This is a genomic window from Pedobacter sp. V48 (assembly GCF_000523515.1).
Classification (GTDB): domain Bacteria; phylum Bacteroidota; class Bacteroidia; order Sphingobacteriales; family Sphingobacteriaceae; genus Pedobacter.
On sequence record NZ_AWRU01000032.1, the window covers coordinates 450,737 to 476,582 of the forward strand.

Below are 25,846 nucleotides of genomic sequence, written 5' to 3' on the forward strand. Positions count from 1 at the left end.
TTATTTGCCGTAGTTATAGTTCGGCTTACTTCCCATAGTAATTTTAAGCGCACCACCTTTCATAATATCGGCATGCTGTAAATAGCTTTTCTCATATTTTTTCCCGTTTAATAGAATGCTTTGGATATAAATATTTTTGTCGCTATTGTTTACAGATTCAACAATGAATTTTTTACCCCCCTCTAAATTAATTGTAGCTTTGTCAAATAGTGGACTTCCGATGGCATAAGTTCCAGATGCCGGAAATACAGGGTAGAACCCTAAAGATGAAAATACATACCAGGCGGACATTTGCCCGCAATCTTCATTTCCAATAATACCGTCTGGACGATCGTGGTACATTTCTTTTAAAATGCGCCTTACTTTTTCAGCTGTTTTCCATTGCTGCCCACCATAGTTGTACAGATAAGGAATGTGGTGTCCAGGCTCATTTCCATGAGCATACTGACCAATCAGACCCGTCATATCCTCCAACCCTCCCTCGTCCTGAAATGGAAGTGTAAAAAATTGATCAAGCCGCTCATTAAAGGCTTCCTTACCACCAAGTAAGCCGATTAAACCATTTACATCCTGAGGCACAAGCCAATTGTATTGCCAGGCATTTCCTTCTGAGTAAAGTACGTTTTTGCTTTTGAAAGGATCAAAGCCAGGCGTCCAGCTACCGTCTGATAGTTTTCCTTTAAAGAATTTATCAGCCGGATCAAAATATCGCTTATAGTTCTCAGCACGTTTTTTGAAGTTGTTATACTCCGCTGTCTTTCCCATCTTTTGTGCCATCAGAGCGATGCTTCCATCGCCTATTGCATACTCCATTCCTTTGGCGGTTGAAGCCCCTTCTTTATCACTTGGGATTACCTGAAGATTCTTCGCATACTCCAGACCAAGTAAATTCACTTCGGAACTATTCTTTAAAGCTTCAAAAGCCTTTTCACCATCAAATTTTATCCCCTTAAGATAAGCCTCGGCAACAATCTGTCTGCTGGCCATACCAACCATTGTTCCTGTTTCATTTCCCATAAGATGCCAGATCGGTAAGTGCCCCTGCTGATCATAAATGGCCAGCATTGAATTTATCATATCAGCAGCGCGTTTAGGTTGGGTAAGTACATATAGCGGATGAGCCGCCCGATAGGTATCCCAGGTTGAAAAAACACTGTAATTACCGAATATGGTGCTTTTATATACCTTTTTATCGGCTCCCAGATAATCGCCATTATGGTCATTGAACAATGATGGGTTGATCATGGTGTGATACATTGCTGTATAAAAGATCTTCTTTTCTGCGGTGTTTTTAGATTCAACTGTAAGTTTTGACAATTCCTTGTTCCACTTATCATCAGCTTGTTTTACGATCTGTTCGAAGCTCCATTTTGGGATTTCTGCAGTGATATTGTCAAGTGCATTTTCTGAACTTACAGGTGATATGCCAACTTTAAGTTCTAAAATTGTAGGTGCCTCATCAAAATTAAGGAGACCCTTTATGGCTTTATCTGTCGCCGTTTTACCTTGTAAAAGCGTATTGTTATTGTATAAGGAAAAGTTTTTTATGGCAACCGATGATTTAATGGCAAAATAGATCCATTGGTCTTTAGCCCAGCCAGATGATTTACGATAACCTTTGAATGTAAAATCATCTACCTGTTCAATATGGGTATCGGTAGATTGATCATTAATGCCCTCCTTTAAATCGATGATCACGTGTGCTTCTTTTCCTGCAGGAAAATGATATCGATGATAACCTACCCTTTCGGAGGCGGTTAATTCTACATTGATGCCGTTTGCCAGTTTTACTGAATAGAAGCCTGGTTTTACGTGTTCATCTCTATGGGAAAAAAGTGAGGCATAGCCACTTCCGGGAACTTTTTCCTGACCCTTATCTGTTTTAAGGCCTCCGGTGTAAGGCATGATGGCAATATCGGAAAGATCGCCTATTCCTGTACCGCTTAAATGGGTTTGCGCAAAGCCCCTGATTACACTATCCTGGTAGTTGTATCCGGAACACCAGTCCCAGCCTTTATAAAAATTGTCGGGGCCAACCTGTACGCCTCCGAAAGGAACACTGGCTCCAATAAAAACGTGACCGTGTGAGCCCGACCCAATAAATGGATCTACAAAATCCGTTAGCTTTTGACTGTTTTTGCTTTGTGCACTGACTGCATCGGTTATTCCGAAAAGGGCAAGGACTATACAAATACTAAATTTCGCTCTCGTTCTGCAATAAAAAAAATTCATGAATTCTAATTGATGGTTTATTAATGGTTTACATTTGGTGAACTACACAAATAAAGCATCGGGGATTAATTACATCATAATAAATCCTTAATTGCAATAGAATAATGAGAAAGTTTTAAGGGTTCTTAAGTTATTCTGGCAATGTTAAAGAAAATGTAACCATATTATCTACACTATCGTCATGCGAATTCGGATAGACTTTGCTGTCTCTTTTAAAACCCGCCATCTTTAAAACTTTTACTGAACTGATATTATTTGCCGAGGGGAAAGCCGTTATAGTTTTTATTTTTAATTCTTCAAATCCGTAATTTATCACAGCAGCAATGGCTTCTCTCATAAATCCTTTTCCCTGAAAATCGGGAAGCAGTTCGTAACCAATCTCAGCAATGGCATTTTCAGTATCAAAATTCCAGAGACAGATGGTTCCGATTAAAGAGGGGTTGTCAAGTAAAGAAATTGACCAGTAAATACTGGCATTGTTCTCTATAAGTTTTCCAATCTTATAAATATGAGCCAGGGCATCTTCTATGCCAGTAGAAGGTGTTCTGCCCGTCATGGCTGCAATTTTCGGATCAGATCTCAATGCATGAATTTGCAAGGCATCTTGTGCAGATAATTCTCTGAGTACTAGACGGAAGGTCTTTATGACGGGGAAAGTAGAAAAATCAAGGTTTTTCATGAGTAAATAGGGATGTAGGATTATATTAATAACTGCGAAAATGCAAATTTATTTTCTTTCAATTATACATTCCACAAAATAGGCGCTTTTCATTAACAGGGTATAACTGAGCTAATAACCAAGTACCTGCCAGACCACAACAAGATGGGACCAAGCTGTTTAAAAGCTTTAAACAACACTTCAATTTCTCATTCTAATAACTTAACTTTGCATCCTTAATTTTTGGAGATACTTGATTGATGTATAGGGAATTTAAACAGTTAGAACTAGCGAAAATAGGAAAAGAGATACTTGATTTTTGGAAAGCGGAGAACATCTTTGAAAAAAGCATTTCGACCCGCTCAAAATCAAACCCATTTACTTTTTATGAAGGACCCCCTTCTGCGAATGGAATGCCTGGTATTCACCACGTAATGGCACGCGCTATTAAAGATATTTTCTGCCGTTATAAAACTATTAAAGGATTTCAGGTAAAAAGAAAAGCAGGATGGGATACTCACGGACTTCCTGTAGAACTGGGAACTGAAAAAGAACTTGGCATCACCAAAGAAGATATAGGAAAAACCATTTCGATTGAAGAGTATAACGAGGCTTGCAAAAGAACCGTAATGCGCTACACGGATGTATGGAACGACCTTACTGAGAAAATGGGCTATTGGGTAGATATGGATGATCCGTATATTACCTATAAGTCGAAGTATATGGAATCAGTTTGGTGGCTTTTGAAACAGATCTACGATAAAGGTTTATTATATAAGGGCTATACCATCCAACCTTACTCTCCGAAAGCGGGCACAGGATTAAGCTCACATGAGGTAAATCAGCCGGGAGCATATCGCGATGTAACTGACACTACCATAGTTGCCCAGTTTAAATCATTACCAGATACGTTACCAGCTTTCCTGAAAGGGTTTGGAGACATCCATTTCATGGCATGGACAACAACCCCATGGACTTTACCTTCGAACACTGCGCTGACCGTAGGCCCAAAAATAGATTATGCACTGGTAAAAACCTTTAATCAATATACTTACCTTCCTGTTAATGTAATCTTAGCCAAGAACCTAGTAGGAAAACAGTTTAATAAAACATACTTTGAAAGCACTACTGAGGAAGATTTCCGTAATTTCAAAGAGGGGGACAAAAAGATCCCTTATCAGATCTTAACGGAGTGTAAAGGCGCAGACCTGGTAGGTGTTAAATATGAACAACTTTTACCTTATACTTTACCCTACCAAAACCCTGAAAATGCGTTCCGTGTGATCTCTGGAGACTTTGTGACCACAGAGGATGGAACAGGTATTGTACATACAGCGCCAACCTTTGGTGCGGATGATGCTAAAGTAGCTAAAGAAGCAACACCTGAGGTGCCTCCTATRSTANGWTYNGGAWGAGMRTSGATCTCCGGTTCCATTGGTAGACTTGCAGGGAAGATTTACTACTCACGTAGGTGATCTGGCAGGAAAGTATGTAAAAAATGAATATTATAACGAAGGTGAGGCTCCTGAGAAATCAGTAGATGTAGAAATTGCCATCCGCCTGAAAGAAGAAAATAAAGCATTTAAGGTAGAGAAATATGTTCACAGTTACCCACACAGCTGGAGAACTGATGAGCCGCTACTATATTACCCACTGGATTCCTGGTTCATCAAAGTAACTGACATTAAGGACAGGATGTTTGATTTGAACGAGACCATCAACTGGAAACCAAAGTCTACAGGCGAAGGCCGTTTTGGAAACTGGCTAAAAAATGCAAACGACTGGAACCTTTCGCGCTCTAGATATTGGGGAATCCCATTGCCAATCTGGAGAACGGAAGACAAAAGAGAAGAAATATTAATTGGCTCTGTTGAAGAGCTATACAATGCCATAGAAAAGTCTATAGAAGCTGGCTTTATGAAAGAAAATCCTTTTAAAGGATTTGAAATCGGCAACATGTCGGAAGCTAATTATGATTTGGTAGACCTGCATAAGAATGTAGTGGACGAAATTATATTGGTTTCGCCTTCGGGAAAATCTATGAATCGTGAAAGTGACTTGATCGATGTATGGTTTGACTCTGGCGCAATGCCTTACGCACAATGGCATTATCCTTTTGAAAATAAGGATAAAATTGATGAGCAAAAAGACTTCCCTGCTGATTTTATAGCTGAAGGAGTTGACCAGACCCGTGGATGGTTCTATACTTTACACGCTATTGGAGCATTGGTTTTTGATAAAATTGCCTATAAAAACGTAGTTTCAAATGGATTAGTGCTCGACAAAAACGGACAAAAAATGTCTAAACGCCTGGGCAATGCAGCTGATCCGTTTAAGACATTGGAAGAGTACGGCCCGGATGCTACGCGCTGGTATATGATATCTAATGCAAATCCTTGGGATAACTTAAAGTTCGATATTGAAGGAATTGCAGAGGTGCGCCGCAAGTTCTTTGGAACGCTTTACAATACCTATGCGTTCTTTGCCCTTTATGCAAATATTGATAAGTTTGAAATAGACCAGGATAACCTGACTCCGATTGTTGAACGCAGTGAACTTGACAGATGGATCCTATCGTTACTGCAAACATTAATTGCAGAGGTGGATGAGAGCTATGCTGCTTATGAGCCGACAAAAGCTGCAAGAGCAATTCAATCATTTGTGGACGAACACTTGAGTAACTGGTACATCCGTTTATCACGCCGCCGTTTCTGGAAGGGCGAAATGACCGCAGATAAGAAAGCTGCGTATGAAACTTTATATGCTTGCTTAACCAGTATCTCGCAACTGATGTCGCCTATAGCTCCGTTCTTTGCTGACTGGCTATTCCAGAATTTAACTGCAGGAGACGCCACTAATAATGTTGAATCGGTACACCTTGCCCTACTTAAAGAAGCGGACCAGAGCTTGATTGACACAGAACTTAATGAACGTATGCATCTGGCGCAAGACATATCGTCGATGGTATTGTCGCTGCGTAAAAAAACAAGCATCAATGTTCGTCAGCCTTTGGCTAAAATCCTGATCCCGGTACTGGATAATAAATTTGCTGAAAGGGTTGAATTAGTTAAAGAATTAATCCTATCAGAAACGAATATTAAGGATATTGAGTATATTACCGACACTGCTGGCTTCATTACCAAAAAGATCAAACCTAACTTTAAAGCCCTAGGCCCTAAGGTTGGTAAAGACATGAAAATGGTTGCCGAAGTGGTAAACAGCTTGACGCAGGAACAATTGAGTCAGTTTGAAAATGAGGGAAAATACCAAATTACTGGCACTAATTATGTTATCGAGTTGAGCGACGTTGAGATCATTGCTGAGGATATACCAGGATGGCAGGTAACTAATATGGGTAACTTAACTGTTGCTCTTGATGTTACGATAACTGACGAACTGAAACAGGAAGGATTATCACGTGAACTAATTAACAGAATTCAGAATTTAAGAAAAGAACTTAATTTCGAAGTTACAGATAGAATTACTGTGACTTTACAAAACCATAATTTAGTAGCTGCAGCTGTAGCTCAAAATAAAACATACATTTGCTCGGAAATTTTAGMARAWRARKTTWAAWTAAYNNARAMARWWTAGNTAATSGAWNAYRWWRWAKTAMWMRWTKMKRTTGNNAAWYAMWAATTWYKATKGMMAAANCWAYAAWNAWYAWGGWWWWNGNTAMARWMACNAGKWAYTCTRWCWGTNAACTNNAAGAATTTAAAGAATTGATTCAGGAAAAATTACGTATGGCCAGAGAAGAGTTTCTTGACTTAACGAACTCTCTAAGCAGTCCTAATTCTAACGGAACAGAAGATACTTCTGGCACTTACAAAACGCTTGAAGATGGTTCTGCAACTCTTGAAAAAGAACAATTAAACCAGCTGGCTGCACGTCAGAAAAAATTCATTGAGAATTTAGAGGCTGCATTGGTGCGTATTGAGAATAAAACTTATGGTATCTGCAGAGAAACAGGCAAACTGATTCAGAAAGAACGTTTACGCGCTGTACCGCACGCAACTTTAAGCATGGAAGCCAAACTGAAGCAGTCGTAATGAAAGGCTACACAAAACCTTTATTAATAATTTTCCTGGTTTTGCTTGCTGATCAGGTTTTAAAAACCTGGATCAAGACCAATATGTTTATGGGTCAGGAGTTCAAGATCATTGGCAATTGGTTTATTATTCATTTTACGGAAAATAACGGGATGGCCTTTGGACTTGAGTTTGGCGGGGAGTTTGGTAAGCTTGCCTTATCATTATTCAGAATAGCAGCCGTTGCCGGTATCGGTTATGGATTACACTACCTGATCCAAAGGAAATACCATCGTGGTCTTATTTTAAACGTGGCATTGATATTTGCGGGTGCACTGGGAAATATTATAGATTCAGTACTGTATGGCGTAATATATGGTTATGCAGGATGGTTTCATGGAAGAGTGGTAGATATGTTCTATTTTCCTATCTGGGAAGGTCATTTTCCTTCGTGGTTTCCAATATGGGGCGGAGAAGATTTTATCTTTTTCAGACCTGTATTTAATATCGCAGACGCGGCCATCTCGGTTGGTGTAATCATCATACTTGTATTCCAGAAGACTTATTTTAAGGAAGAATTTAAAGAAGAAATTGGCCCTAATAATGAGATAGTTGAAGAATAATTTTATGATTTGTGCAAATGATTTGTGGAATTGGTATGGTAATTTCATCTAACTATTAAATACACAAAAGAAAAACATTTATCATTATGAAAAAGTTATTAACCCTTGCCTTCGTTTCCTTATTAAGTATAAGCGCTATGGCTCAACAAGTAGATTTAAGAAAAAAGATTAGCGTTAGTGGTTCTGCGGAAACCGAAGTTACTCCAGACATTATTTACATCAGTATCTCTTTAAAAGAATATTTAAAGGATAACAACAGTAAGAAAAAAGTGGAGATCACAACTTTGGAAAGTCAGTTGTATGCTGCGGTTCAAAAAGCAGGTATCGACAAAGAAAATCTAACCATCAACAATTTATCAAGCTATGCTATCGTCACAGAGAAGAAGAAAAATCCTGATTATCTGGCGAGTAAACAGTATCGCTTAAAAGTATCTGATTTGAATAAATGGAATGACATCATTGGTTCTATTGACCCTAAAGGAATCGCTTATACCAATGTTGACAGTTATGATTATTCAAAAATTGAAACACTTAAAAAAGAACTGAAAATTAAAGCACTACAGGCTGCTAAAGAAAAAGCATCTTACCTGGTTGAAGCCCTTGGAGATAAGTTAGGAAGTGTAATTGACATTCAGGAAGTGAACAATGAACAATATCCGCAGCCAATGTATCGTAATGTGATGATGATGAAAGCTGAAAGTGCTGATATGGCAGGAGCTGCTGCACCGGAGATTGACTTTAAAAAAATAAAACTGAACTATATAATGAATACCGTATTCGAAATTAAATAGTATTAGTGACTACTTGAGTATACAGTTTTAATAAAATACCTTTAAAAAACCTATCAATAACTTTTGGTAGGTTTTTTGTTATTTAGATAATATCACAAAATTCAAATCGTATGAAAAGATTAATTTACTCTTTAGTGCTAGTTTTCACATTGGCAATCAGCGCAAACACAGTTTCTGCAGCAGGAAAGACAGACAAGATTAAAACTGAGATGACTGCCGAGCAGCAAATTCAGCTAAAACAGATCACCGACCGTGTTCAGGAGATCCGTTCAATGGACAAATCTCAGTTGTCAAAAACTGAGAAGAAAGAGTTACGTAAAGAATTGAGAGGATTGAAAAAACAAGCAAATGCGTTAGGTGGCGGTGTTTACCTTTCAGTTGGTGCAATCATCATCATTATTTTATTATTAATTCTTATTCTATAGAATACCTTATTTACATCTACCTATAAAAACAGCTTCCCAATTGGGAAGCTGTTTTTATTTTACGAGGTTTTGATCTTATTTAATCAATGTATTCAAACCCGGTATATTTTACCAAAGCTTCTGGAATTTTAACTCCTTTTTCAGTTTGGTTATTTTCAAGAATAGCCGCAACAATACGAGGTAGTGCCAATGCACTTCCATTTAATGTATGCGCCAATTGTGTTTTACCAGAAGCACCTTTAAATCTTAATTTAAGTCTGTTACTTTGGTATGTTTCGAAGTTAGATACTGAAGATACCTCTAACCAGCGCTGTTGTGCAGCGCTCCATACTTCCATGTCGTAAGTCATTGCAGAGGTAAAGCCCATATCGCCACCACACAAACGCAAAACACGATAGTGCAGACCTAGCTCCTGAAGTAATGACTGAACATAAGCGCTCATGTCTTCCAGAACTTCATAAGATTTATCAGGATGTACAACCTGTACTATCTCAACTTTATCGAATTGATGCAAGCGGTTTAACCCACGTACATGCGCGCCATATGATCCTGCTTCTCTACGAAAACATGGTGTATATGCTGTGTTTTTTATAGGAAGCTCTTCTTCCTTTAAAATCACATCACGATAAAGATTGGTTACAGGCACCTCAGCTGTTGGGATAAGATATAAATTATCTACTCCTGCATGATACATTTGTCCTTCTTTATCTGGCAACTGTCCGGTACCAAATCCCGAAGCTTCGTTAACTAAATGCGGCACTTGCATTTCCCGATAGCCCTTTTCTGTTGCATGATCTAAAAAGAAATTAATAAGTGCTCTTTGCAAACGCGCGCCCTTCCCTTTATATACCGGAAAACCTGCACCGGTTATTTTTGTACCAAGCTCAAAATCTATAATATCATATTTAGCAGTCAATTCCCAGTGTGGCAGTGCACCTTCTGGCAAATCGGCGGGATTGCCATGTTCATAAACAACTTCATTATCTTCAGCTGCACTTCCTTGTTTTACAAGGTGATGTGGCAGGTTTGGTAGTTGTACGATCAAACCATATAAAGCGTCTTCCACTTCTGTCAGTTGATCTGAAAGGTTTTTATGCTCTTCCTTATTTGACGTAGTTTCTGCTTTAAGTGCTTCTGCTTCTTCTTTCTTACCGCTACGCATTAGTTCACCAATCTGTTTTGCAGCTGCCTTCGCTACGGCCGAAAGGTTATCCAGCGAGGTTTGAACTTGTCTTCGTTCTTCGTCAATTTTAATAATTTCATCAACCAGTTCTGGGTGCTTAAAATTACGTACACTTAGTCCTTCTAAAACTTTCTCTCTATTTTCGCGGATATAGTTAACTTGCAGCATTATTTTATTTTTTAAACAAAGATAATAACTTAACTCGTCATTGCGAACGCAGTAGCACAATACGAGACCTAATAATTATGGAAGGTAAACTATTTCTTGTGCCCACCCCTATTGGAAATCTTGAAGACATGACCTTCAGGGCGATCCGGATTTTAAAAGAAGCCGATGTGATCCTTGCAGAGGATACCCGTACCAGTGCCCCTATGCTGAAGCATTTCGGGATCGATAAAAAAGCGTATTCACATCACCAACACAATGAACATCAGGCAACTTCAGAAATCATAAAGTTTTTGAAGGAAGGTAAAATGGTAGCTTTGATCTCCGATGCCGGAACACCTGCAATATCTGATCCTGGTTTTTTTCTGGTTCGGGAAGCAATTAAAAATGATTTGGCAGTAGAGTGTTTGCCTGGAGCTACAGCATTCGTACCTGCTCTGGTAAACTCAGGGTTACCTTCTGACTCTTTTGTTTTTGAAGGCTTTTTGCCGGTAAAAAAAGGACGCCAAACACGTTTTAAAAAACTGGCTGAGGAAGAAAGGACAATAGTATTGTACGAAAGCCCCCACAGGCTACTTAAAACACTTGAGGAATTCGCACAGTATTTGGGCGCAGATCGTCAGGCATCGGTAAGTCGTGAGTTAACCAAGCTTTATGAAGAAACTGTGAGAGGCACTTTAACCGAAATTAAATCACATTTTGAAAACAATATATTAAAAGGAGAATTCGTAATTTGTATTGCGGGAGCTGAAGAAGTAAAAAAGAAAGCTAAGTATGATCGCGACAATTAGGGTTCAATTTTTGATAGCTGACTACTGAAATGATTATAAGAAAATAACATGATATTAATAGATAGATTTTTAAGTGACGAACAGGATCCTAAAGCTGTAGAAAAAGTTTTAGGTAAACTAAATGATATGTTAACCAGCAATGAGGAACTGATTTACATGGCTGTACAAAAAAAGCCTGCAGTAAATCTTTTACCCGATTGTATTGCAGTAAGTAACAAGCGTATCTTCTATTGTGAACCTGGCAATTTTGGGATTACCATGAATTTTAAAGACATTTCTTGGAAGAGCATTAAAGAGGTTTCTTTTAAAGAAGAATTGTTTGGCTCTAAATTCATTTGTGTGCCTTTACATGGTGAAAACATCATTACGGAATACATTCCCAAAGTACAGGCCCGCAAGTTATACCAGGCTGCATATGAGCAATTAGAAAGTTTTAAAGAGCAACAAAGACAACTTGATCTTGAAGAAAGAAGATCATCGACGTCACCAGTCACTGTAAATACGCTACCTGCTCCAGAGCCCGTGGAGGAAGAAGAGCCCCAAGCATTCTTTTCTCCATCCCCTGCTGTGCCTGCAATACCGGTAGAAGAACCAGAAGATGAAACTACATTGAAGCTAAGAAAATTAAAAAGCCTGTATGATAAACACCTTATCACGCAGGAAGAATATGAAGCTAAAAAAGCTGATATTTTAGATAGCTTATAATGAAATTCAAAAACACTGCTCTCCTTGCTTTACTAAGCGCGTTTTTAATGTGGCTGGCATGGCCTCCTATTAAGTTTACAACTCCCTTATTACTGGTTGGTCTTGTTCCATTACTTATTGCCTTAGAAAGGATTATACAAAGCGATAATCCTAAAAAAGGGAAGCATGTTTTCCTAACCGCAGGATTAACCTTTCTGATTTGGAATACCGCATCTATTTATTGGGTGTATAATGCCATAAGTTCAGTAAATGGCCCTGTGGTATCTTTCTTTGTTTCGCTTATCCCTTATGGCTTAGGAGCACTGCTCATGACTTTTGCTTTCTGGTTATATTACAGACTGGGTAGGCTGGTAAATAAATACATTGCCTATTTGGGGCTAATATGCTTTTATATTGCAATGGAGTTTTTGCATCAGAGCTGGGACCTTTCTTTTCCATGGATGAATTTAGGGAATGGCCTATCAGGCATGCATCAGCTTGCACAATGGTATGAATACACTGGTGTTTATGGTGGTACATTCTGGATACTACTAAGTAACATTATTACTTTTGAGGCCTTTAAAGTGCTTAAGCCAGGTGCTGCTAATGGCTTTGCCCGATTCAAATTTGCACTTTTATGGGTTGTAATTATTGCAGTGCCGATTGCATTGTCCTTAACCTTATACTACGAGTACGAGGAAAAAGAGGTCCCTGTCAACGTAGTCGCTGTGCAACCCAATATAGATCCTTATAAAAAGTTTGGTGGTATTTCTGCAGGTGAACAGCTTAAAATCCTTACTCATTTATCCGACTCCGTTGCTCAGCCAAGTACCGAATATTTTATATGGCCTGAAACAGCAATTCCAACTGAATCTGATGAGGACAGAATTCGTACAAGTTCCGAATTCCTGGATGCCCAGAAATTCCTTGAAAAATACAAAAATGGCAGCATTATTAGTGGCATTGAGAGTATTAAGTTCTACAACGACAAACAAACACCTTCGGCCAGACAATATGATAACAGCACCTATGTAGATGTTTTTAATGCGGCATTACAGATAGAAAACTCCGCTAACGTGCAATTCTACCATAAATCTAAATTGGTCCCGGGGGTAGAGAAAATGCCTTTCCCGGAAGCGCTATCTGTATTGGGCCCTGTTTTCGAAGGCTTCGGAGGCACTGTCGGTGGTTATGGCTGGCAAAAAGACCCTCAAGTATTTTATTCGTATGGTGGAGTCGGTGCTGTGCCTGTAATTTGCTATGAATCGATTTGGGGAGGTTGGGTAGCCGAAGCTGTTAAGAATGGGGCACAGTTTATTGCTATTTTAACCAATGATGGCTGGTGGGGAAATACATCAGGAAAAGACCAGCACTTGTTATATGCCAAGCTAAGAGCTATAGAAACCCGCAGGTATGTAGTAAGATCTGCTAATACTGGTATTTCTTGCTTCATTAATCAGAAAGGCGACATTATACAGCAAACCAAATGGTGGACCAAAACAGCCATTAAAGCAGATATCAATTTAAATGATGACCTTACTTTTTATGTAAGAAATGGCGATTTTATTCCTAAAATCCTATCTGTATTGGCTGGCTTGTTTGCACTAATTATTCCTTACAGAAAGTGGGTTAGAAAGTAACTAAGAAAGATACTTTCCAACTATGGGCATTCTGCGACCCATACCAAATGCTTTTGGAGAAACCCTTAATATCGGCGGTGTTTGATAACGCTTGAACTCAGCCGTATTTACCATTTTAATGATCCTTCTTACCAGCGCATCATCATAGCCTTGTGCGATGATTGATGATGAACTTTGCTTTAGCTCTATATATTGAAACAGTATCTTATCAAGGATATCGTAATCAGGTAATGAGTCTGAATCTTTTTGACCTGGCCTAAGTTCTGCCGACGGTGGTTTAACAATGGAATTTTCTGGTATTACCACTCCGTCTTTATTAATATAATAAGCCAGTTGGTAAACCTGGGTTTTGTATACATCTCCAATTACGCCAATTGCGCCGCACATATCACCATATAGCGTACCATAGCCTACCGCGCATTCACTTTTGTTTGATGTATTTAGAAGGATATAGCCAAACTTATTAGACATAGCCATCACAATGATCCCTCTGCATCTTGCCTGAATATTCTCTTCTGTAAGGTTAAACGGTAATCCTTTAAAAGCAGACGCCATCATGTTGTCAAACGCATTGGCCGCTTCTTTAATTGGAATGATCTCATGCTGACAACCAATATTTTTAACCAGGTCAAGTGCATCCTGAATAGAATGGTCAGACGAGTATTTTGAAGGCATTAACACCGCCATTACATTTTCAGCCCCTAAAGCCCGACATGCCAGAGCGCATACAATAGCTGAATCTATACCCCCAGAAAGGCCCAATACTGCTTTTTTAAAACCCGACTTTACAAAGTAATCTTTAATACCCAAGACTAAAGCTTCGTAAATCTGCTCTATGTCTGTAATAGTTCTATGTGTTTTGGGCGTATATCCTTTAATTACATCACCTTCAACTTCATAGATTTTTAACTCTTCTTTAAAATAAGCCATTTCATCCAGAAGATTACCTTCTCTATCAAATGCTAGGGAACCACCATCAAATACGATCTCGGTTTGCGCACCTACCTGATTTACATACAATAAAGGAAGTTTATATTTTTTAGCATTATCGGCCAAAACCACTACCCTTTCATCATCATGGCAATATGAAAATGGTGATGCGGCAATATTGATCATCAGATCAGGACTTTGCTTAATCAATTCATCCATTGGATTGGAAATATACAATGGATTGTTGTTAATGTTCCATAGGTCTTCGCAAATGGTTAAGGCTATTTTGCGGCCCTTAAAAGTTATGCATTCGAATTGAGTAGCGGGCTCAAAATAACGGTATTCATCAAATACATCGTAATTTGGAAGCAATGCTTTTTTTGCAATAGCTTTTACCTTTCCTTCCTCAATAAAATATGCGGCATTGTATAAATCTTTACCTGCAAGCACTTCGTTTCTAACTGGTAAACCGACAATACATGCAATAACTTTACAATGCGCAGCGATTTCTTGTGCCGCAGTTTCACATAGGCCAATAAATTCATCGAATTCCAAAAAATCACGTGGTGGATAACCACAAATAGCCAGCTCAGCGAATACAACCAGATCAGCACCTTTATCTTTCGCCAATTGGATGTGGTCGATTATTTTTTTTGTGTTGTATTCAAAATTACCAATGTGATAGTTGAGTTGCGCCAGTGCTATATTCATGTGATTGTAATTGTAGAAAGTCCTGCTAGGTAAATTTATTAAAAGAAAACACCAAAATTAATACCCAGGTAATGATTACGGATATTATTATTTTTATCAGTGGTAATGTCAGTAAAGCCATTGTTATACGTTAGTCCTGCTGCAATACTTGTATTCCCACTTAGATCGAACTCTGCTCCTGCACCTAATATTAAGCCCGCACGATATAGTTTAATCGTTTTTGAAATGTTTTCATCCCGGGAACTTGACTTTCCTGCGGCATCGGCATCTTGTTTGGCTCCGATATTAAAGTCGTTTGATAAACCAAATTGACCGTACCAGCGGATATCGTTAATTTTAACAGTTTTTAGTTTAATTGTAAGTGGCACTTCGATATATTGAAGTTTATACTTAAGTTCATATGGTATTTGAGTTGGAGGAGTAGTTTCTTCGGTAATTATCTGCGTGCTTTTACCATTAATTGTAGTGATGGTAAGACCTGTTGCAAAACTATAATTCTCGGCAAAATTAAAATCACCCATTAAACCATAGGAAAATCCAAGAGCAACTCCATTACTTTTACCCACTTGTGGTTTTACCCATCCTATTGTCGGATGAGCTGTTAATCCGAGTCTGAAACCGTAATATGGAGATGAAGAATCTTGTGCAAAAACGCTTCCTGTTACAAACAACAATAATATCGCGATAAATGTGTGTTTCATATAAATATATTTTCCTTTAATGCCTATGAAGCTTGAATAAACTTACTTTATATTTGTTTACAATGATATATAACGTAAAATTCCACCAAAGCTATCTATTTTTTCTATTTGTGTCTGCTTTTTTTTCGTCACTACTGGTTTCATGTACCCAAAGTACTAAACCTGATGTTAGCGCACTACATTTAGATGTAAAAATTGCCCGGTTTGACAAGGATTTATATGCCGGAAAATCTAATAACCTCAATGAGACCAATGCGTTCCTGATAAAGAAATACGGTGCCTTTTACAATGACTATGCGCATAGGATGGTTGGTAACTTTGACTATACAAATCAGGAAATTTTAACCACCTTATATCAGGATTCAGCCTACTCAGATTTAAACAAAGAGGTAGATAGTATTTTTAAAGACATTACACCCATAGAAAAAGACTTATCTCAAACATTTAAATACATCCTTTACTATTATCCTAAAGCAAAAATTCCTCAGTTCATATCTTTTGTTTCTGGTTTTGCGATACAGACACCAATTGGCGATAACTACATGGGCATTGGCCTGGATATGTTTATGGGGAAAAACAACAAATTTTACAAAGCTATAGTACAAAGTGTACCAACTTACCTTTCCCGACGTTTTATTCCTGAATACATTGTTCCGCGAATAACTGAGACTTATGCACGAGAAGAACTGTTTCATGAACGGGACGAAGACAGAACCTTACTTTCAAAGATGATTCATAACGGAAAAATTTTGTACTTTATGGACAAGGTGCTTGATGAGAAAGTTCCGGATTCAGTTAAAATAGGATACACTCAAAAACATTTAGAATGGTGTAAAACTTTTGAAAGTGACATTTGGGCCTATTATCTTCAGAACAACCTATTATTCGAAACCGATTATCAGAAGATACAGGTGCTTTTGAGCGAAGGCCCCTTTACGCCCGGGCTTGGAGAGAAAAACGAGTCTGCTCCTAAACTAGGTATCTGGACCGGATGGCAGATTGTAAGAAAGTACATGCAGGAAAATAAAGATGTTACCTTACAACAATTGATGGCTGAACAGGATGCTCAAAAAATATTAAATTTATCAAAGTACAAACCTAAATAATGCTACATGACTAAAATAGGAATCGTATTATCTGGTGGCGGAATCAGAGGAGTTGCACACCTGGGTGTTTTAAAGGCATTTGGAAATGCCGGCATTAAGTTTAGTCACATCAGCGGAACCAGTGCAGGTTCAATTGCAGGAGCATTATTTGCTTCAGGCATCGACCCTGAGGATGCTTTAAATATTTTTATAAGGACCAAACTCTTAAAATTTCTTCGACCTGCGGTGGGCTCACTGGGCTTAATCAATATTGAAAATACATCAAGTTTATTTAAAGAGTACTTTCCTGATGATAGAATTGAAAGCCTAAAGATCCCACTTACCATTGCTACAACTAATTTTAGCAAAGGAGAACTGGTATACTTTGACAAAGGGCCTCTGATCAGAACCATTCAAGCATCTAGCTGTATTCCGGGGATATTTAAACCAATTATAATAAATGATGAGATGTATGTTGACGGGGGTATTTTAAATAACTTTCCGGTTGAACCTTTATTAAATAACTGCGATTTCATTATCGGATCGTCATGCAACCACTTAAAACCCGTTGACAAAATCACCAAGATTACAGCCTTAATGGCAAGAGCGGGTCTAATGTCTGTAAATAAAGATATGGAAGAAAAGGCCGCCTTCTGCAATGTGCTGATTGAGCCAAAAGGAATGGGTGAGATCAGTACTTTTGATATGAAAAAAGCCGAAACTATTTATTGGCTTGCATATGAAGAAACATTGAAAACCATTAAAAGCAATGAAAGCCTAAAGAATCTCCTAAAGGTTCCGATTAAAGAACTGGAGTAGCTTTTAGAGAAACTAAAGCATCACCATCCATAACTGGAATAGCCTGGCAAAGATTTAACTGCAAACAGAACCTTACATCTTCTTCTATATTTAATTCAGCCAGTCTGTGGCTGTGAGAAGATTTATGAAGATAACTCCTAAGATCATCTTTAGCCAAGTTATATAGATCTTCTGCAGCTACCGAAGAATCATCAAAATGAGTAAACTCCTTGCGCAACTCGGCAACAACAGCCCCTGCAAACAGTGTATCTTCCAGATTGAATTTATCTTTCCATCCGGCACAAAGTAATAAAACACTTTTATCCTGAATTTTAAGCCAGTTGCATAAGGCCTGTAGATTTAAAAAAGAGCCCATCACTACTTGATGTGCTCTTTTTCTTGCCATATGAAGGGCTTTTGTCCCATTAGTAGTTGTAAGCACTACAGTTCTGCCACCAACCTTTTCAGTTGTATAGGAGAAAGGTGAATTCCCGAAGTCATATCCTTCTACTACTTGTCCGTCACGCTCTGCCGCCAGTAAAAACCCTTTATCAGAATAGTTAAGACAATCTTCAACGTTTGCTACCGGTATAATTGCAGTTGCGCCGTTATCTATTCCATATACGATGGAAGAAGTAGCTCTGAGTACGTCAATAACTACAACAATGCTATCTTCAATAGCATACAGATCTAATAATGCGGGCGTTAAACAAACTTCTATACTTTTTTGCATCGACAGAATATGGCTTTTATTTATAAAAAGGGAATTTAACTACTTTGGCTTTAATTTTATTATTACGGATATTGATAAAAATCTCCGTTCCTTCTTTATCCATGCCTTTTGAAATGTATCCCATTCCTATTGCCTTTTGTAAAGACGGAGATTGAGTACCAGAAGTAACCTTACCAATTACATTTCCTTCTGCATCAACTATTTCATAATCATGACGAGGTATCCCCCTGTCAATCATTTCAAATCCCACAAGTTTACGTGCAATACCTGCTTCTTTTTGAGATAATAAAGCATCTGAGTTGGTAAATTTCTTAGTGAATTTAGTGATCCATCCTAATCCTGCTTCAATTGGAGAGGTAGCGTCATCAATATCATTTCCATATAAACAAAAACCCATTTCTAAACGTAAAGTATCACGGGCACCCAAACCAATGGGCTTCATATTGAAAGGTTTGCCTGCTTCAAAAATAGCATCCCAGATTTTATCAGCGTGTTCGTTATCAAAATAGATCTCAAAACCACCAGCACCTGTATAACCGGTTGCAGAGATCACAACATTATCAACACCGGCAAATGTACCTTTTACGAAGTTGTAATACTCCATAGAAGCAAGATCAACGTCAGTTAACCCTTGCAAAGCTTCAGCCGCTTTAGGTCCTTGTATAGCAAGCAAAGATGTTTTATCAGAAATATTATGCATTTCTACACCCTTATCATTGAATTTCTGAATCCAGTTCCAATCCTTATCTATGTTAGATGCGTTAACAACCAGCATGTATGTTTTTTCGTCTATACGATAAACCAATAAATCATCAACAATACCTCCATCTTCATTTGGAAGGCAAGAGTATTGGACTTTCCCATCATAAAGTTTCGAAGCATCATTGCTGGTAACATGTTGAATTAAGTCTAGCGCATTCTCGCCCTTTAAAATAAATTCGCCCATATGGCTAACGTCAAAAACGCCAACGCCGTTTCTCACCACAGCATGTTCTGCATTTATGCCTTCGTATTGAACTGGCATATTGTAACCTGCAAATGGCACCATTTTAGCCCCCAAAGAGATGTGTTTATCTGTTAATGCGGTATTCTTCATATTATATATCTGTAAAAACGTGGGCAAAGGTATATAAAATTTAAGCACTTACTAACTTTTGGTATATATTCAACATCCTTTTAGAGATGGAAAAAAAGTCGTGATCACGCTCTACCGTTTTTCTTGCATTTTCACCAATTTCACGCCATTTCTTAGGGTTGGTGATACATTGCAGTATAGACCTGTAAAACTCGTCGGCAGTATTGGCTATAAGAATATCTTTACCATGTTCGCACTTGATTCCTTCGGCAGCCATGCTTGTTGCAATGATACATTTACTCATGGCCATACCTTCGATAATCTTTACCCGCATCCCACTGCCAGACAGCAGCGGAACTATCATAATCGCTTTAGAATTTATAAATTCTATTGCGTCAAAAATTTCACCCTCTACTACCAGGTTTTCAGAGTCATATTCAAAAAACTCTCTGGGCATGTTTTTTCCAGCGATATAAAAACGCAGCTCACTACTCAATTTTTCTATATCCGGCCATATCTCATCAAGAAACCATTCTAATCCCTCTTTATTTGGTCGCCAATCCATAGCCCCTAAATGAAACAATGTAGGAAAGCTGGTTTTAGAGGGGTCTGTAACATATTTTTTAAAATCTAGCGCTACCGGAAAAACTTCAAGAGCCGTTTCACAACCAAACCGAAGAATACTTTGCCTGTCTTGTTCACTTATAGCAAAGACCTGGTGAAATCTGTTCATCTGTTCGGTTTCATAAACCTTTAAACGGCGGGCAAGAAATTGTAAATACATCCGTCTTGGCGTAAATTTTTCCGTTCTTGCAATACGCTCCCAAACATCAAACTCTATATTATGTGCTCTATAAACCACTTTGGCCTTACTATTCGCTTTAACAATATCCAGATAAGGCACTACAAACAGTCCCTCGAATTGAATAATATCAAATTCATTTTCTCTTAAAATATCTTCAAGCAGTTTAGCTGCCTCATCGTCAAAATACCTTGAAACGTTATAAGACTGATTAGAGAAAACATTAAATAGCGCACCCCAAACATTCACCTCAGTATCCAAGCTAAAGGAATGGAATTTTATGCAGTCAAAAACAGGGTCGTAAATATCATCCACATCAACTCTGTGTTTATTAGTGTTAATGCTAAATAAGGTTATTTCCAGGCCAAGTTGTAGTAACCCCTTAATAGTGTTATAAACTACTATGGGGTATCCGCTATTTGGCGGAAAAGGGACCCTATTTGTCAGAATTAATATTTTCAAATCATGTGAAAATACTAATTATCCTTCGTTTTCGGAAAATAGAGCCAGTTGCGGATTGCTAATTGTGAAAGTTTTACGGTGAAATGGCGACAATCCATGTTCTAAAGCAGCCATCCGATGTACTATTGTTGGATACCCTTTATTTTGATGCCACTGATAATGAGGATATTGTATCGATATATTTTCCATAAATTCATCTCTATGGGTTTTAGCAAGAATAGACGCTGCTGCAATATTTAAATATTTACCATCTCCTTTTACAATGCAGGTATGAGGAATATTTGGATATGCTTTAAATCGGTTTCCATCTATGCTTAGGTATTCCGGCCTTACAGCGAGCTTCTCTACGGCTCTGTGCATCGCAAGGAACGAGGCATTGAGGATATTAATCTTATCTATTTCCAGGTGATCCACTTCTGCTACAGCCCAGGCAATTGCCTCCCTTTCTATAATCACTCTTAAATTACAGCGCTGTTTATGAGTAAGCTTTTTAGAATCAGTTAACTCTCCGGCAATAAAATCGGAAGGTAAAATTACTGCAGCAGCAAATACTGGCCCTGCCAAGCAACCTCTCCCTGCTTCATCACATCCGGCTTCTAGTAATTCGTTCTGGTAACAGTTCAATAGCATATTACAACAAAGTTAGTAAATTTAATAGTTGTGGTTACACTGAGATATTTTGCGACTTCACATCAAACGCATCTCTCAATCCAATGGCTAATAAATTAAAAGCATATACCGTAAGCATAATTGCAAGTCCAGGTAAAATAGCCAGGTAGGCAGCATCCATAATAATGTATCCGTAATGCTCCTTTATCATGCCTCCCCAGCTAGCCATCGGCGGCTGTGCTCCAAAACCTAAAAAGCTCAATCCTGTTTCTAAAAGTATTGCTGAGGCGAAATTTGCAGAAGCAACCACAAGTATCGGACCGGCAATATTAGGCAAGATGTGCTTTACGATGATTCTTGGAGTTGAGTATCCAAGTGCCTTTGATGCTTCTACAAATTCTACCTCCTTTAATGCCATTACTTGTCCGCGTACCAAACGTGCCACATCAACCCAGGTAGACAGTCCTACTGCTATAAATATTTGCCAGAATCCTTTACCCAGTGCAAAGGAAATTGCAATGACCAGTAGTAGCGATGGCAATGACCAGATCACGTTCATAAACCAGCTAATTGCGGCATCAGTTTTACCTCCAAAATAACCCGCCAAGGCACCTAAACTAACTCCAATAAAAAGCGAAATAAGTACAGCCATTAATCCTACCGACAATGACACGCGAATGCCGAGGATCAATCTACTTAACAGATCTCGACCATAAACATCTGTCCCCAGCCAAAAAGTCTGTGTATAGCGATTATTCCCCTTAACTAAAAGATAACTGGTTTCCTCTGCCTGTTCATCATCGCCAATATATTCTCTTGCATAAACTTTGCCCTGGCTTTCGCGATAAGAAGTAATAGGTATGCTCTTAAAATCTGCCTCCTGTCCGTAAAGCATCTTCTCAAAGAAATTAACTTTCCTAATGTTCTTATTTTTACTAACAATTAAAAAGTCAAAGGTTCTGCCCGGTTTCTTATTTGTAAGCTGAAGATGCATGGTATTCGCATTCGGGGTTTGATCAGGAGTGATTGCATAACCAAGAATGCCCATAATGATGAGCGCGATAATAAATAATAACCCTCCAAAGGCTAGTTTATTTTTCCTAAACCGTTTCCAGACTTTTCTTGAAGGGCTAACGTGTGCTTCCACTATTTTACCATTCTCCCTTTCCAGTTGTATTTCCCGGAGTTGCCGGCGACACCAATATAAACGATGTAAATCATATGCAATATGTTTAATACAGGCAGCAGAAGCAATAATTTTCGCCTTTTTGCAAAACCAGTCACATCATATAAAAATAAGAATTCAACTAATATTTTTGCTAGTACTTGAAATATTGCCAATTTAAAATAGAACCCTATAAACAAGCCGATACCCAGATTCATAAGCACACTAAGGTTGAACAACCATATGCAAACACCCAGAACAATGATCGATTTATTTTTATACCTGGTACTTTTTGAAGCCCAGCGCTTCCTCTGTTGAATAAACTCTTTTAAAGTGGGTTTCGCATGGGTATAAACAACAGCCTCCCTATTCTTTAAAAACCCAACATTATTATCGAAGCGAGCTGCTATTTTATGCAAAAGCAATTCATCATCACCAGAGGCCAGATCATCAATCCCTTTAAACCCGCCTACCTCATAAAAAGCATCCTTCTCATAAGCCAAATTGGCGCCATTGCAAGTAGAGGGTTGTTTATTTCCTATTGTTGATGCACCCAAACCTATTAAATAAAGAAACTCCAGCGATTGGGCCCGCTCAAAGAAACTTTTCTCTTGAAAATAAGCGACCGGTGAGGAGATCATTTTATAATTCCCTGCCTCATAAAATTGGATTACCGTTTTTAACCAATCAGGCCCCATTCTGCAATCGGCATCTGTAGTAATTATCAACGTACCGGTCGACTGTCCTATAGCAGTCTGTATCGCTTTTTTTTTATAGGAGTTTAAAGCTTGATCCTCATTAAGGCAAATTAATTTTACACCGCGGCTTGCATACGATCTTATAATTTCAGCGGTATTATCTGTAGAGTGATCATCGATGAAGATAATTTCTGTAAGTTCCTTATTATAGTTTTGCGCAAGCAGATCATCAATGGTTTTTGAAATATTTGTTTCTTCATTACGTGCAGCTACCAGAATTGACACGCTTGTTTTTCCTTCACTTCCCGAAGACTTAAAATACACCAGGTTATGCCACCCTTTAATAAAGGCAATAACCACTATTACATATAAAATAGTTAAGAAAGAGGAGAGGTAACTAACTGCGCTGAATATTTCCAAAGAAATTAAGTTTAAAAACGAAATAAGTGCCTAATATAGCAGGAATTATAATATTTATTAGCCAGATACCAGCAGTGCACGCTATAACCGCAATATTCTGATCTGTTATAAAGCCAAAAAAGTAAGATGCGGTAACGCTTCTAACCCCTATATCAAAAAGATCAAGGGAAGGTAAAGTCGACTGCACGAAAAACAAAATACTCACCATCATCATGATATCCAGATAATGTAATTCAGGTATTAGCCAATAGAAAAGGATAAAGTATTGGGTACTAAACACAACATATCTTGACAAGCAAAACAGCAATATATTTAGCAGTTCCCTTTTCTGATATCTTGCAAGAATCCCATAGAATCTTTTGTATTTACGCGTAAAACGCATGGACACCAAAATTCCATTTAACCATTTTATGTTAAAATAGAAGATGATAAAAAACAAGCAGAACATTATTGAAAGGATTACCAGGGCATAAAACAAACGGTAATCTATATTTACAAACTTGTAGATGAAAATACATAGGGCAATTGCGCCAAACACATTGGTAAGTACCATCTGGCCTATATTCCCCACTGCCATGGCCACTACACCTACAATCCTTCTTTTAGGCGATAGGAAGAAGACCCGGCCACCATATTCTCCGATTCTGTTGGGTGTAAACACTGCCCAGGTTAATCCACAGAATACAGATTCAATAGATCTCCAAATGCTAATTTTCTCTATCCCTGAAACTAACCTTCTCCACTTTAGCGCTTCCAGCCCCCAGTTCAAAAGCATAAGAACAATAACCGCAGTCATTACCAGGATGATTTCGGATTGAGGAATTTGCTTTAATAGATTTTTAAATGAGTTTAAATTCTCATTATTTGACAGTTTGTTGTAAATGATCCAAAAGGCAAATACAACAATTGCTGTTTTAATGAAGTAAGAAAGTATTTTTTTGTACCGCGATGTCAACTTTTTTGCATTTACTATCTGCAAATATGCTTAATATTGTTTTATGTTGGCTGAAAAAAAGGAAAGGGTGATCATGGGCATAGACCCGGGAACTTCAATAATGGGATATGGAGTAGTGCTGGAGAAAGGAAGCAAAATTGAATTAATCACCATGGGGATCGTTAGGATGGATCATATGGATGATCACTTTTTGAAATTACAGCGCATTTTTGAAAAAACCATTCTGCTTTTGGACGAGTTTAAACCTGATGTCTTAGCATTAGAAGCTCCTTTTTATGGGAAAAACATTCAGGTTATGTTAAAATTAGGTCGGGCACAAGGTGTAGCAATGGCAGCGGCCCTATCCAGAAATATCCCAATTGCAGAATATGCACCGCGAAAAATCAAACAATCCATAACAGGGAACGGCAATACAAGTAAAGAGCAAGTGGCTGCTATGTTACAGCGTCTATTAAATTTTAAGGAAACACCCGAATTTCTGGATGCTACGGATGGTTTAGCCGTTGCTGTTTGTCATTCTTTTCAGAGGGTAAGCACCAGCGGAGCAGGTAAATCCTACTCCGGCTGGGAGGCATTTGCCAAAGACAATAAAAAACGACTTAAGCAGTAACCTGATTTGCGTTAGCAATTTTTCTTTTGCGATAATATTTAAAGCTGAAATACGCTGCTGTACCAATTAGTATCCAAACCCATAAATTCATTGCAACAAGTATAAATTCTTTAAAGATATACCATCCGTTTTGAAAGCTTAATCCCAATCGTGTAAAGAAGTTTGGACGATAGCTATATAAATCATCATTTCCAACAAGAATACTTTTAACAGTATTGTCCTGATAAAAATTAAGGGTAATTGTACTGTACTGAACTTTGCTATTGATCATCAGGTTTTCTATCTTTTTATCTACATAATCATCTTTAAGAGATAGCGAGGTTTCTACATTATTACTTTTCTTATTGGCATGTTTATTAAGTTGTTCTACAGCCTCAACCCTATTTTCATTCTTTAGTTTATTACTCAGATAAACAATGCTTTGATCATCCATTTTAAGCGACTGCTGATCTATAAAAACAGCCAGCTTTGCCACTTTGTTGGTAAACTCATCTAGCTTATCTGAAGGAACTTTCGCTATTATTAATCCTTCTGTTCGATAAGAAGTGAGCTCCAGTAACGAGTCTGTAGAATACTTTACCTTTTCTGTTTGTTGAATATTACTTTGAACGGTGAACTCTGCAATGGTTCCTCCCTCTGCTTTTACTGCCGAGCTTAACTTTTCTTTCGTATTCTGGACATCCTTAACCCTGAAACGCATATCTGCAGTCTTGATGATCTTTTCACTTAACAGTGAATCTGTTGTCTCCAGATTTGTACTTGTAGCATCTGAATTTTCTAATTTTGAATCTTTATTACTGTTGCACGAAAACATGGCTATTGCAAATACACAATAGATTAAATATTTTTTCATAGTATTAACGATTAGGTTT

General features: G+C 38.1%; 23 protein-coding genes and 2 pseudogenes. 12 read left to right on the forward strand and 13 right to left on the reverse strand.

The features are described from left to right. Both N824_RS24040 and N824_RS24045 read right to left on the reverse strand, forming a co-directional pair. Entirely contained in the window at window positions 1-2,232 is a 2,232-nt protein-coding gene (locus N824_RS24040; protein WP_048907637.1) for a GH92 family glycosyl hydrolase, read from the reverse strand. A 130-nt stretch (window positions 2,233-2,362) separates the two neighbouring features. Continuing rightward, window positions 2,363-2,911, reverse strand: coding sequence for a GNAT family N-acetyltransferase (locus N824_RS24045; protein WP_048907638.1), 549 nt, complete (start codon window positions 2,909-2,911; stop codon window positions 2,363-2,365). Window positions 2,912-3,150: 239 nt separating this feature from the next. On the opposite strand from N824_RS24045, the pseudogene N824_RS38100 reads away from it, so the two are divergent. From N824_RS38100 to N824_RS24070, 6 genes and pseudogenes are all read left to right on the forward strand, one after another. Next, window positions 3,151-4,365, forward strand: a pseudogene (locus N824_RS38100) (class I tRNA ligase family protein). Continuing rightward, window positions 4,325-6,484 (forward strand): annotated as a pseudogene (locus N824_RS38105) (class I tRNA ligase family protein). The pseudogenes N824_RS38100 and N824_RS38105 overlap by 41 nt, the downstream one beginning before the upstream one ends. Window positions 6,485-6,633: 149 nt before the next feature. Beyond that, window positions 6,634-6,939, forward strand: coding sequence for a TraR/DksA C4-type zinc finger protein (locus N824_RS24055; RefSeq protein ID WP_235207263.1), 306 nt, complete (start codon window positions 6,634-6,636; stop codon window positions 6,937-6,939). Continuing rightward, entirely contained in the window at window positions 6,939-7,541 is a 603-nt protein-coding gene (locus N824_RS24060) for a lipoprotein signal peptidase (RefSeq protein ID WP_048907639.1), read from the forward strand. Before N824_RS24055 ends, N824_RS24060 begins: the two co-directional genes overlap by 1 nt. Window positions 7,542-7,627: 86 nt before the next feature. Then, the gene (locus N824_RS24065; RefSeq protein WP_048907640.1) at window positions 7,628-8,332 is read left to right on the forward strand and encodes an SIMPL domain-containing protein; all 705 of its coding nucleotides are present in this window, start codon (window positions 7,628-7,630) and stop codon (window positions 8,330-8,332) included. Between the two features lie 110 nt (window positions 8,333-8,442). Further along, complete coding sequence (locus N824_RS24070; protein ID WP_048907641.1) at window positions 8,443-8,757, forward strand: hypothetical protein; 315 nt, start codon at window positions 8,443-8,445, stop codon at window positions 8,755-8,757. A gap of 79 nt (window positions 8,758-8,836) precedes the next feature. Here N824_RS24070 and serS read toward each other — a convergent pair whose 3' ends face one another. Then, window positions 8,837-10,108 carry a serine--tRNA ligase gene (serS, locus tag N824_RS24075; RefSeq protein WP_048907642.1) on the reverse strand — a complete coding sequence of 424 codons (1,272 nt, stop codon included), beginning with the start codon at window positions 10,106-10,108 and terminating at the stop codon, window positions 8,837-8,839. Between the two features lie 77 nt (window positions 10,109-10,185). On the opposite strand from serS, the gene rsmI reads away from it, so the two are divergent. The 3 genes from rsmI to lnt are packed head-to-tail and all read left to right on the forward strand — an operon-like array spanning window position 10,186 to window position 13,220. Then, window positions 10,186-10,896, forward strand: a complete 711-nt coding sequence (gene rsmI / locus N824_RS24080; RefSeq protein WP_048907643.1) for a 16S rRNA (cytidine(1402)-2'-O)-methyltransferase — start codon at window positions 10,186-10,188, stop codon at window positions 10,894-10,896. 48 nt (window positions 10,897-10,944) lie between these two features. Next, a complete protein-coding gene (locus N824_RS24085; RefSeq protein WP_048907644.1) occupies window positions 10,945-11,601 on the forward strand; it encodes a PH domain-containing protein in 657 nt (218 codons plus the stop codon). Further along, on the forward strand, window positions 11,601-13,220 hold the full coding sequence (lnt, locus tag N824_RS24090; RefSeq protein WP_048907645.1) for an apolipoprotein N-acyltransferase: 1,620 nt from the start codon (window positions 11,601-11,603) through the stop codon (window positions 13,218-13,220). The genes N824_RS24085 and lnt overlap by 1 nt, the downstream gene beginning before the upstream one ends. Here lnt and N824_RS24095 read toward each other — a convergent pair whose 3' ends face one another. Together N824_RS24095 and N824_RS24100 are read right to left on the reverse strand one after the other, a co-directional pair. Next, window positions 13,221-14,861: an NAD+ synthase gene (locus N824_RS24095; protein ID WP_048907646.1), complete on the reverse strand. Its 1,641-nt coding sequence runs from the start codon at window positions 14,859-14,861 to the stop codon at window positions 13,221-13,223. It abuts the gene before it with no gap. A 38-nt stretch (window positions 14,862-14,899) separates the two neighbouring features. Beyond that, on the reverse strand, window positions 14,900-15,562 hold the full coding sequence (locus tag N824_RS24100) for a porin family protein (protein ID WP_048907647.1): 663 nt from the start codon (window positions 15,560-15,562) through the stop codon (window positions 14,900-14,902). 62 nt (window positions 15,563-15,624) lie between these two features. Here N824_RS24100 and gldB point away from each other — a divergent pair, with 62 nt between their 5' ends. After that, window positions 15,625-16,668 (forward strand): gliding motility lipoprotein GldB, encoded by a 1,044-nt coding sequence (gene gldB / locus N824_RS24105; RefSeq protein ID WP_048907648.1) that lies wholly within the window; start codon window positions 15,625-15,627, stop codon window positions 16,666-16,668. A gap of 6 nt (window positions 16,669-16,674) precedes the next feature. After that, complete coding sequence (locus N824_RS24110; RefSeq protein WP_048907649.1) at window positions 16,675-17,466, forward strand: patatin-like phospholipase family protein; 792 nt, start codon at window positions 16,675-16,677, stop codon at window positions 17,464-17,466. Here the strand turns inward: N824_RS24110 and N824_RS24115 are convergent. From N824_RS24115 to N824_RS24145, 7 genes are read right to left on the reverse strand one after another with little or no spacing between them, the layout of a single operon-like run. Then, window positions 17,450-18,178 (reverse strand): 2-phosphosulfolactate phosphatase, encoded by a 729-nt coding sequence (locus N824_RS24115; RefSeq protein WP_048907650.1) that lies wholly within the window; start codon window positions 18,176-18,178, stop codon window positions 17,450-17,452. The genes N824_RS24110 and N824_RS24115 overlap by 17 nt on opposite strands. A 16-nt stretch (window positions 18,179-18,194) precedes the next feature. Next, entirely contained in the window at window positions 18,195-19,274 is a 1,080-nt protein-coding gene (gene gcvT / locus N824_RS24120; RefSeq protein WP_048907651.1) for a glycine cleavage system aminomethyltransferase GcvT, read from the reverse strand. A 40-nt stretch (window positions 19,275-19,314) separates the two neighbouring features. Then, the gene (locus tag N824_RS24125; protein ID WP_048907652.1) at window positions 19,315-20,517 is read right to left on the reverse strand and encodes a glycosyltransferase family 4 protein; all 1,203 of its coding nucleotides are present in this window, start codon (window positions 20,515-20,517) and stop codon (window positions 19,315-19,317) included. An 18-nt stretch (window positions 20,518-20,535) separates the two neighbouring features. After that, window positions 20,536-21,147 (reverse strand): ribonuclease HII, encoded by a 612-nt coding sequence (locus N824_RS24130; RefSeq protein WP_048907653.1) that lies wholly within the window; start codon window positions 21,145-21,147, stop codon window positions 20,536-20,538. A 34-nt stretch (window positions 21,148-21,181) separates the two neighbouring features. Continuing rightward, window positions 21,182-22,273: an ABC transporter permease gene (locus tag N824_RS24135; protein ID WP_048907654.1), complete on the reverse strand. Its 1,092-nt coding sequence runs from the start codon at window positions 22,271-22,273 to the stop codon at window positions 21,182-21,184. Continuing rightward, window positions 22,273-23,409, reverse strand: coding sequence for a glycosyltransferase (locus tag N824_RS24140; RefSeq protein ID WP_048907655.1), 1,137 nt, complete (start codon window positions 23,407-23,409; stop codon window positions 22,273-22,275). The genes N824_RS24135 and N824_RS24140 overlap by 1 nt, the downstream gene beginning before the upstream one ends. Then, window positions 23,387-24,364, reverse strand: coding sequence for a hypothetical protein (locus N824_RS24145; protein ID WP_048907724.1), 978 nt, complete (start codon window positions 24,362-24,364; stop codon window positions 23,387-23,389). The genes N824_RS24140 and N824_RS24145 overlap by 23 nt, the downstream gene beginning before the upstream one ends. A 43-nt stretch (window positions 24,365-24,407) precedes the next feature. Between N824_RS24145 and ruvC the strand changes: the two genes are divergently transcribed. After that, the gene (gene ruvC, locus N824_RS24150; RefSeq protein WP_048907656.1) at window positions 24,408-24,974 is read left to right on the forward strand and encodes a crossover junction endodeoxyribonuclease RuvC; all 567 of its coding nucleotides are present in this window, start codon (window positions 24,408-24,410) and stop codon (window positions 24,972-24,974) included. Here the strand turns inward: ruvC and N824_RS24155 are convergent. Further along, window positions 24,964-25,827 carry a DUF4349 domain-containing protein gene (locus N824_RS24155; RefSeq protein ID WP_048907657.1) on the reverse strand — a complete coding sequence of 288 codons (864 nt, stop codon included), beginning with the start codon at window positions 25,825-25,827 and terminating at the stop codon, window positions 24,964-24,966. The two genes, ruvC and N824_RS24155, sit on opposite strands and share 11 nt — an antisense overlap. Window positions 25,828-25,846: the final 19 nt, after the last annotated feature.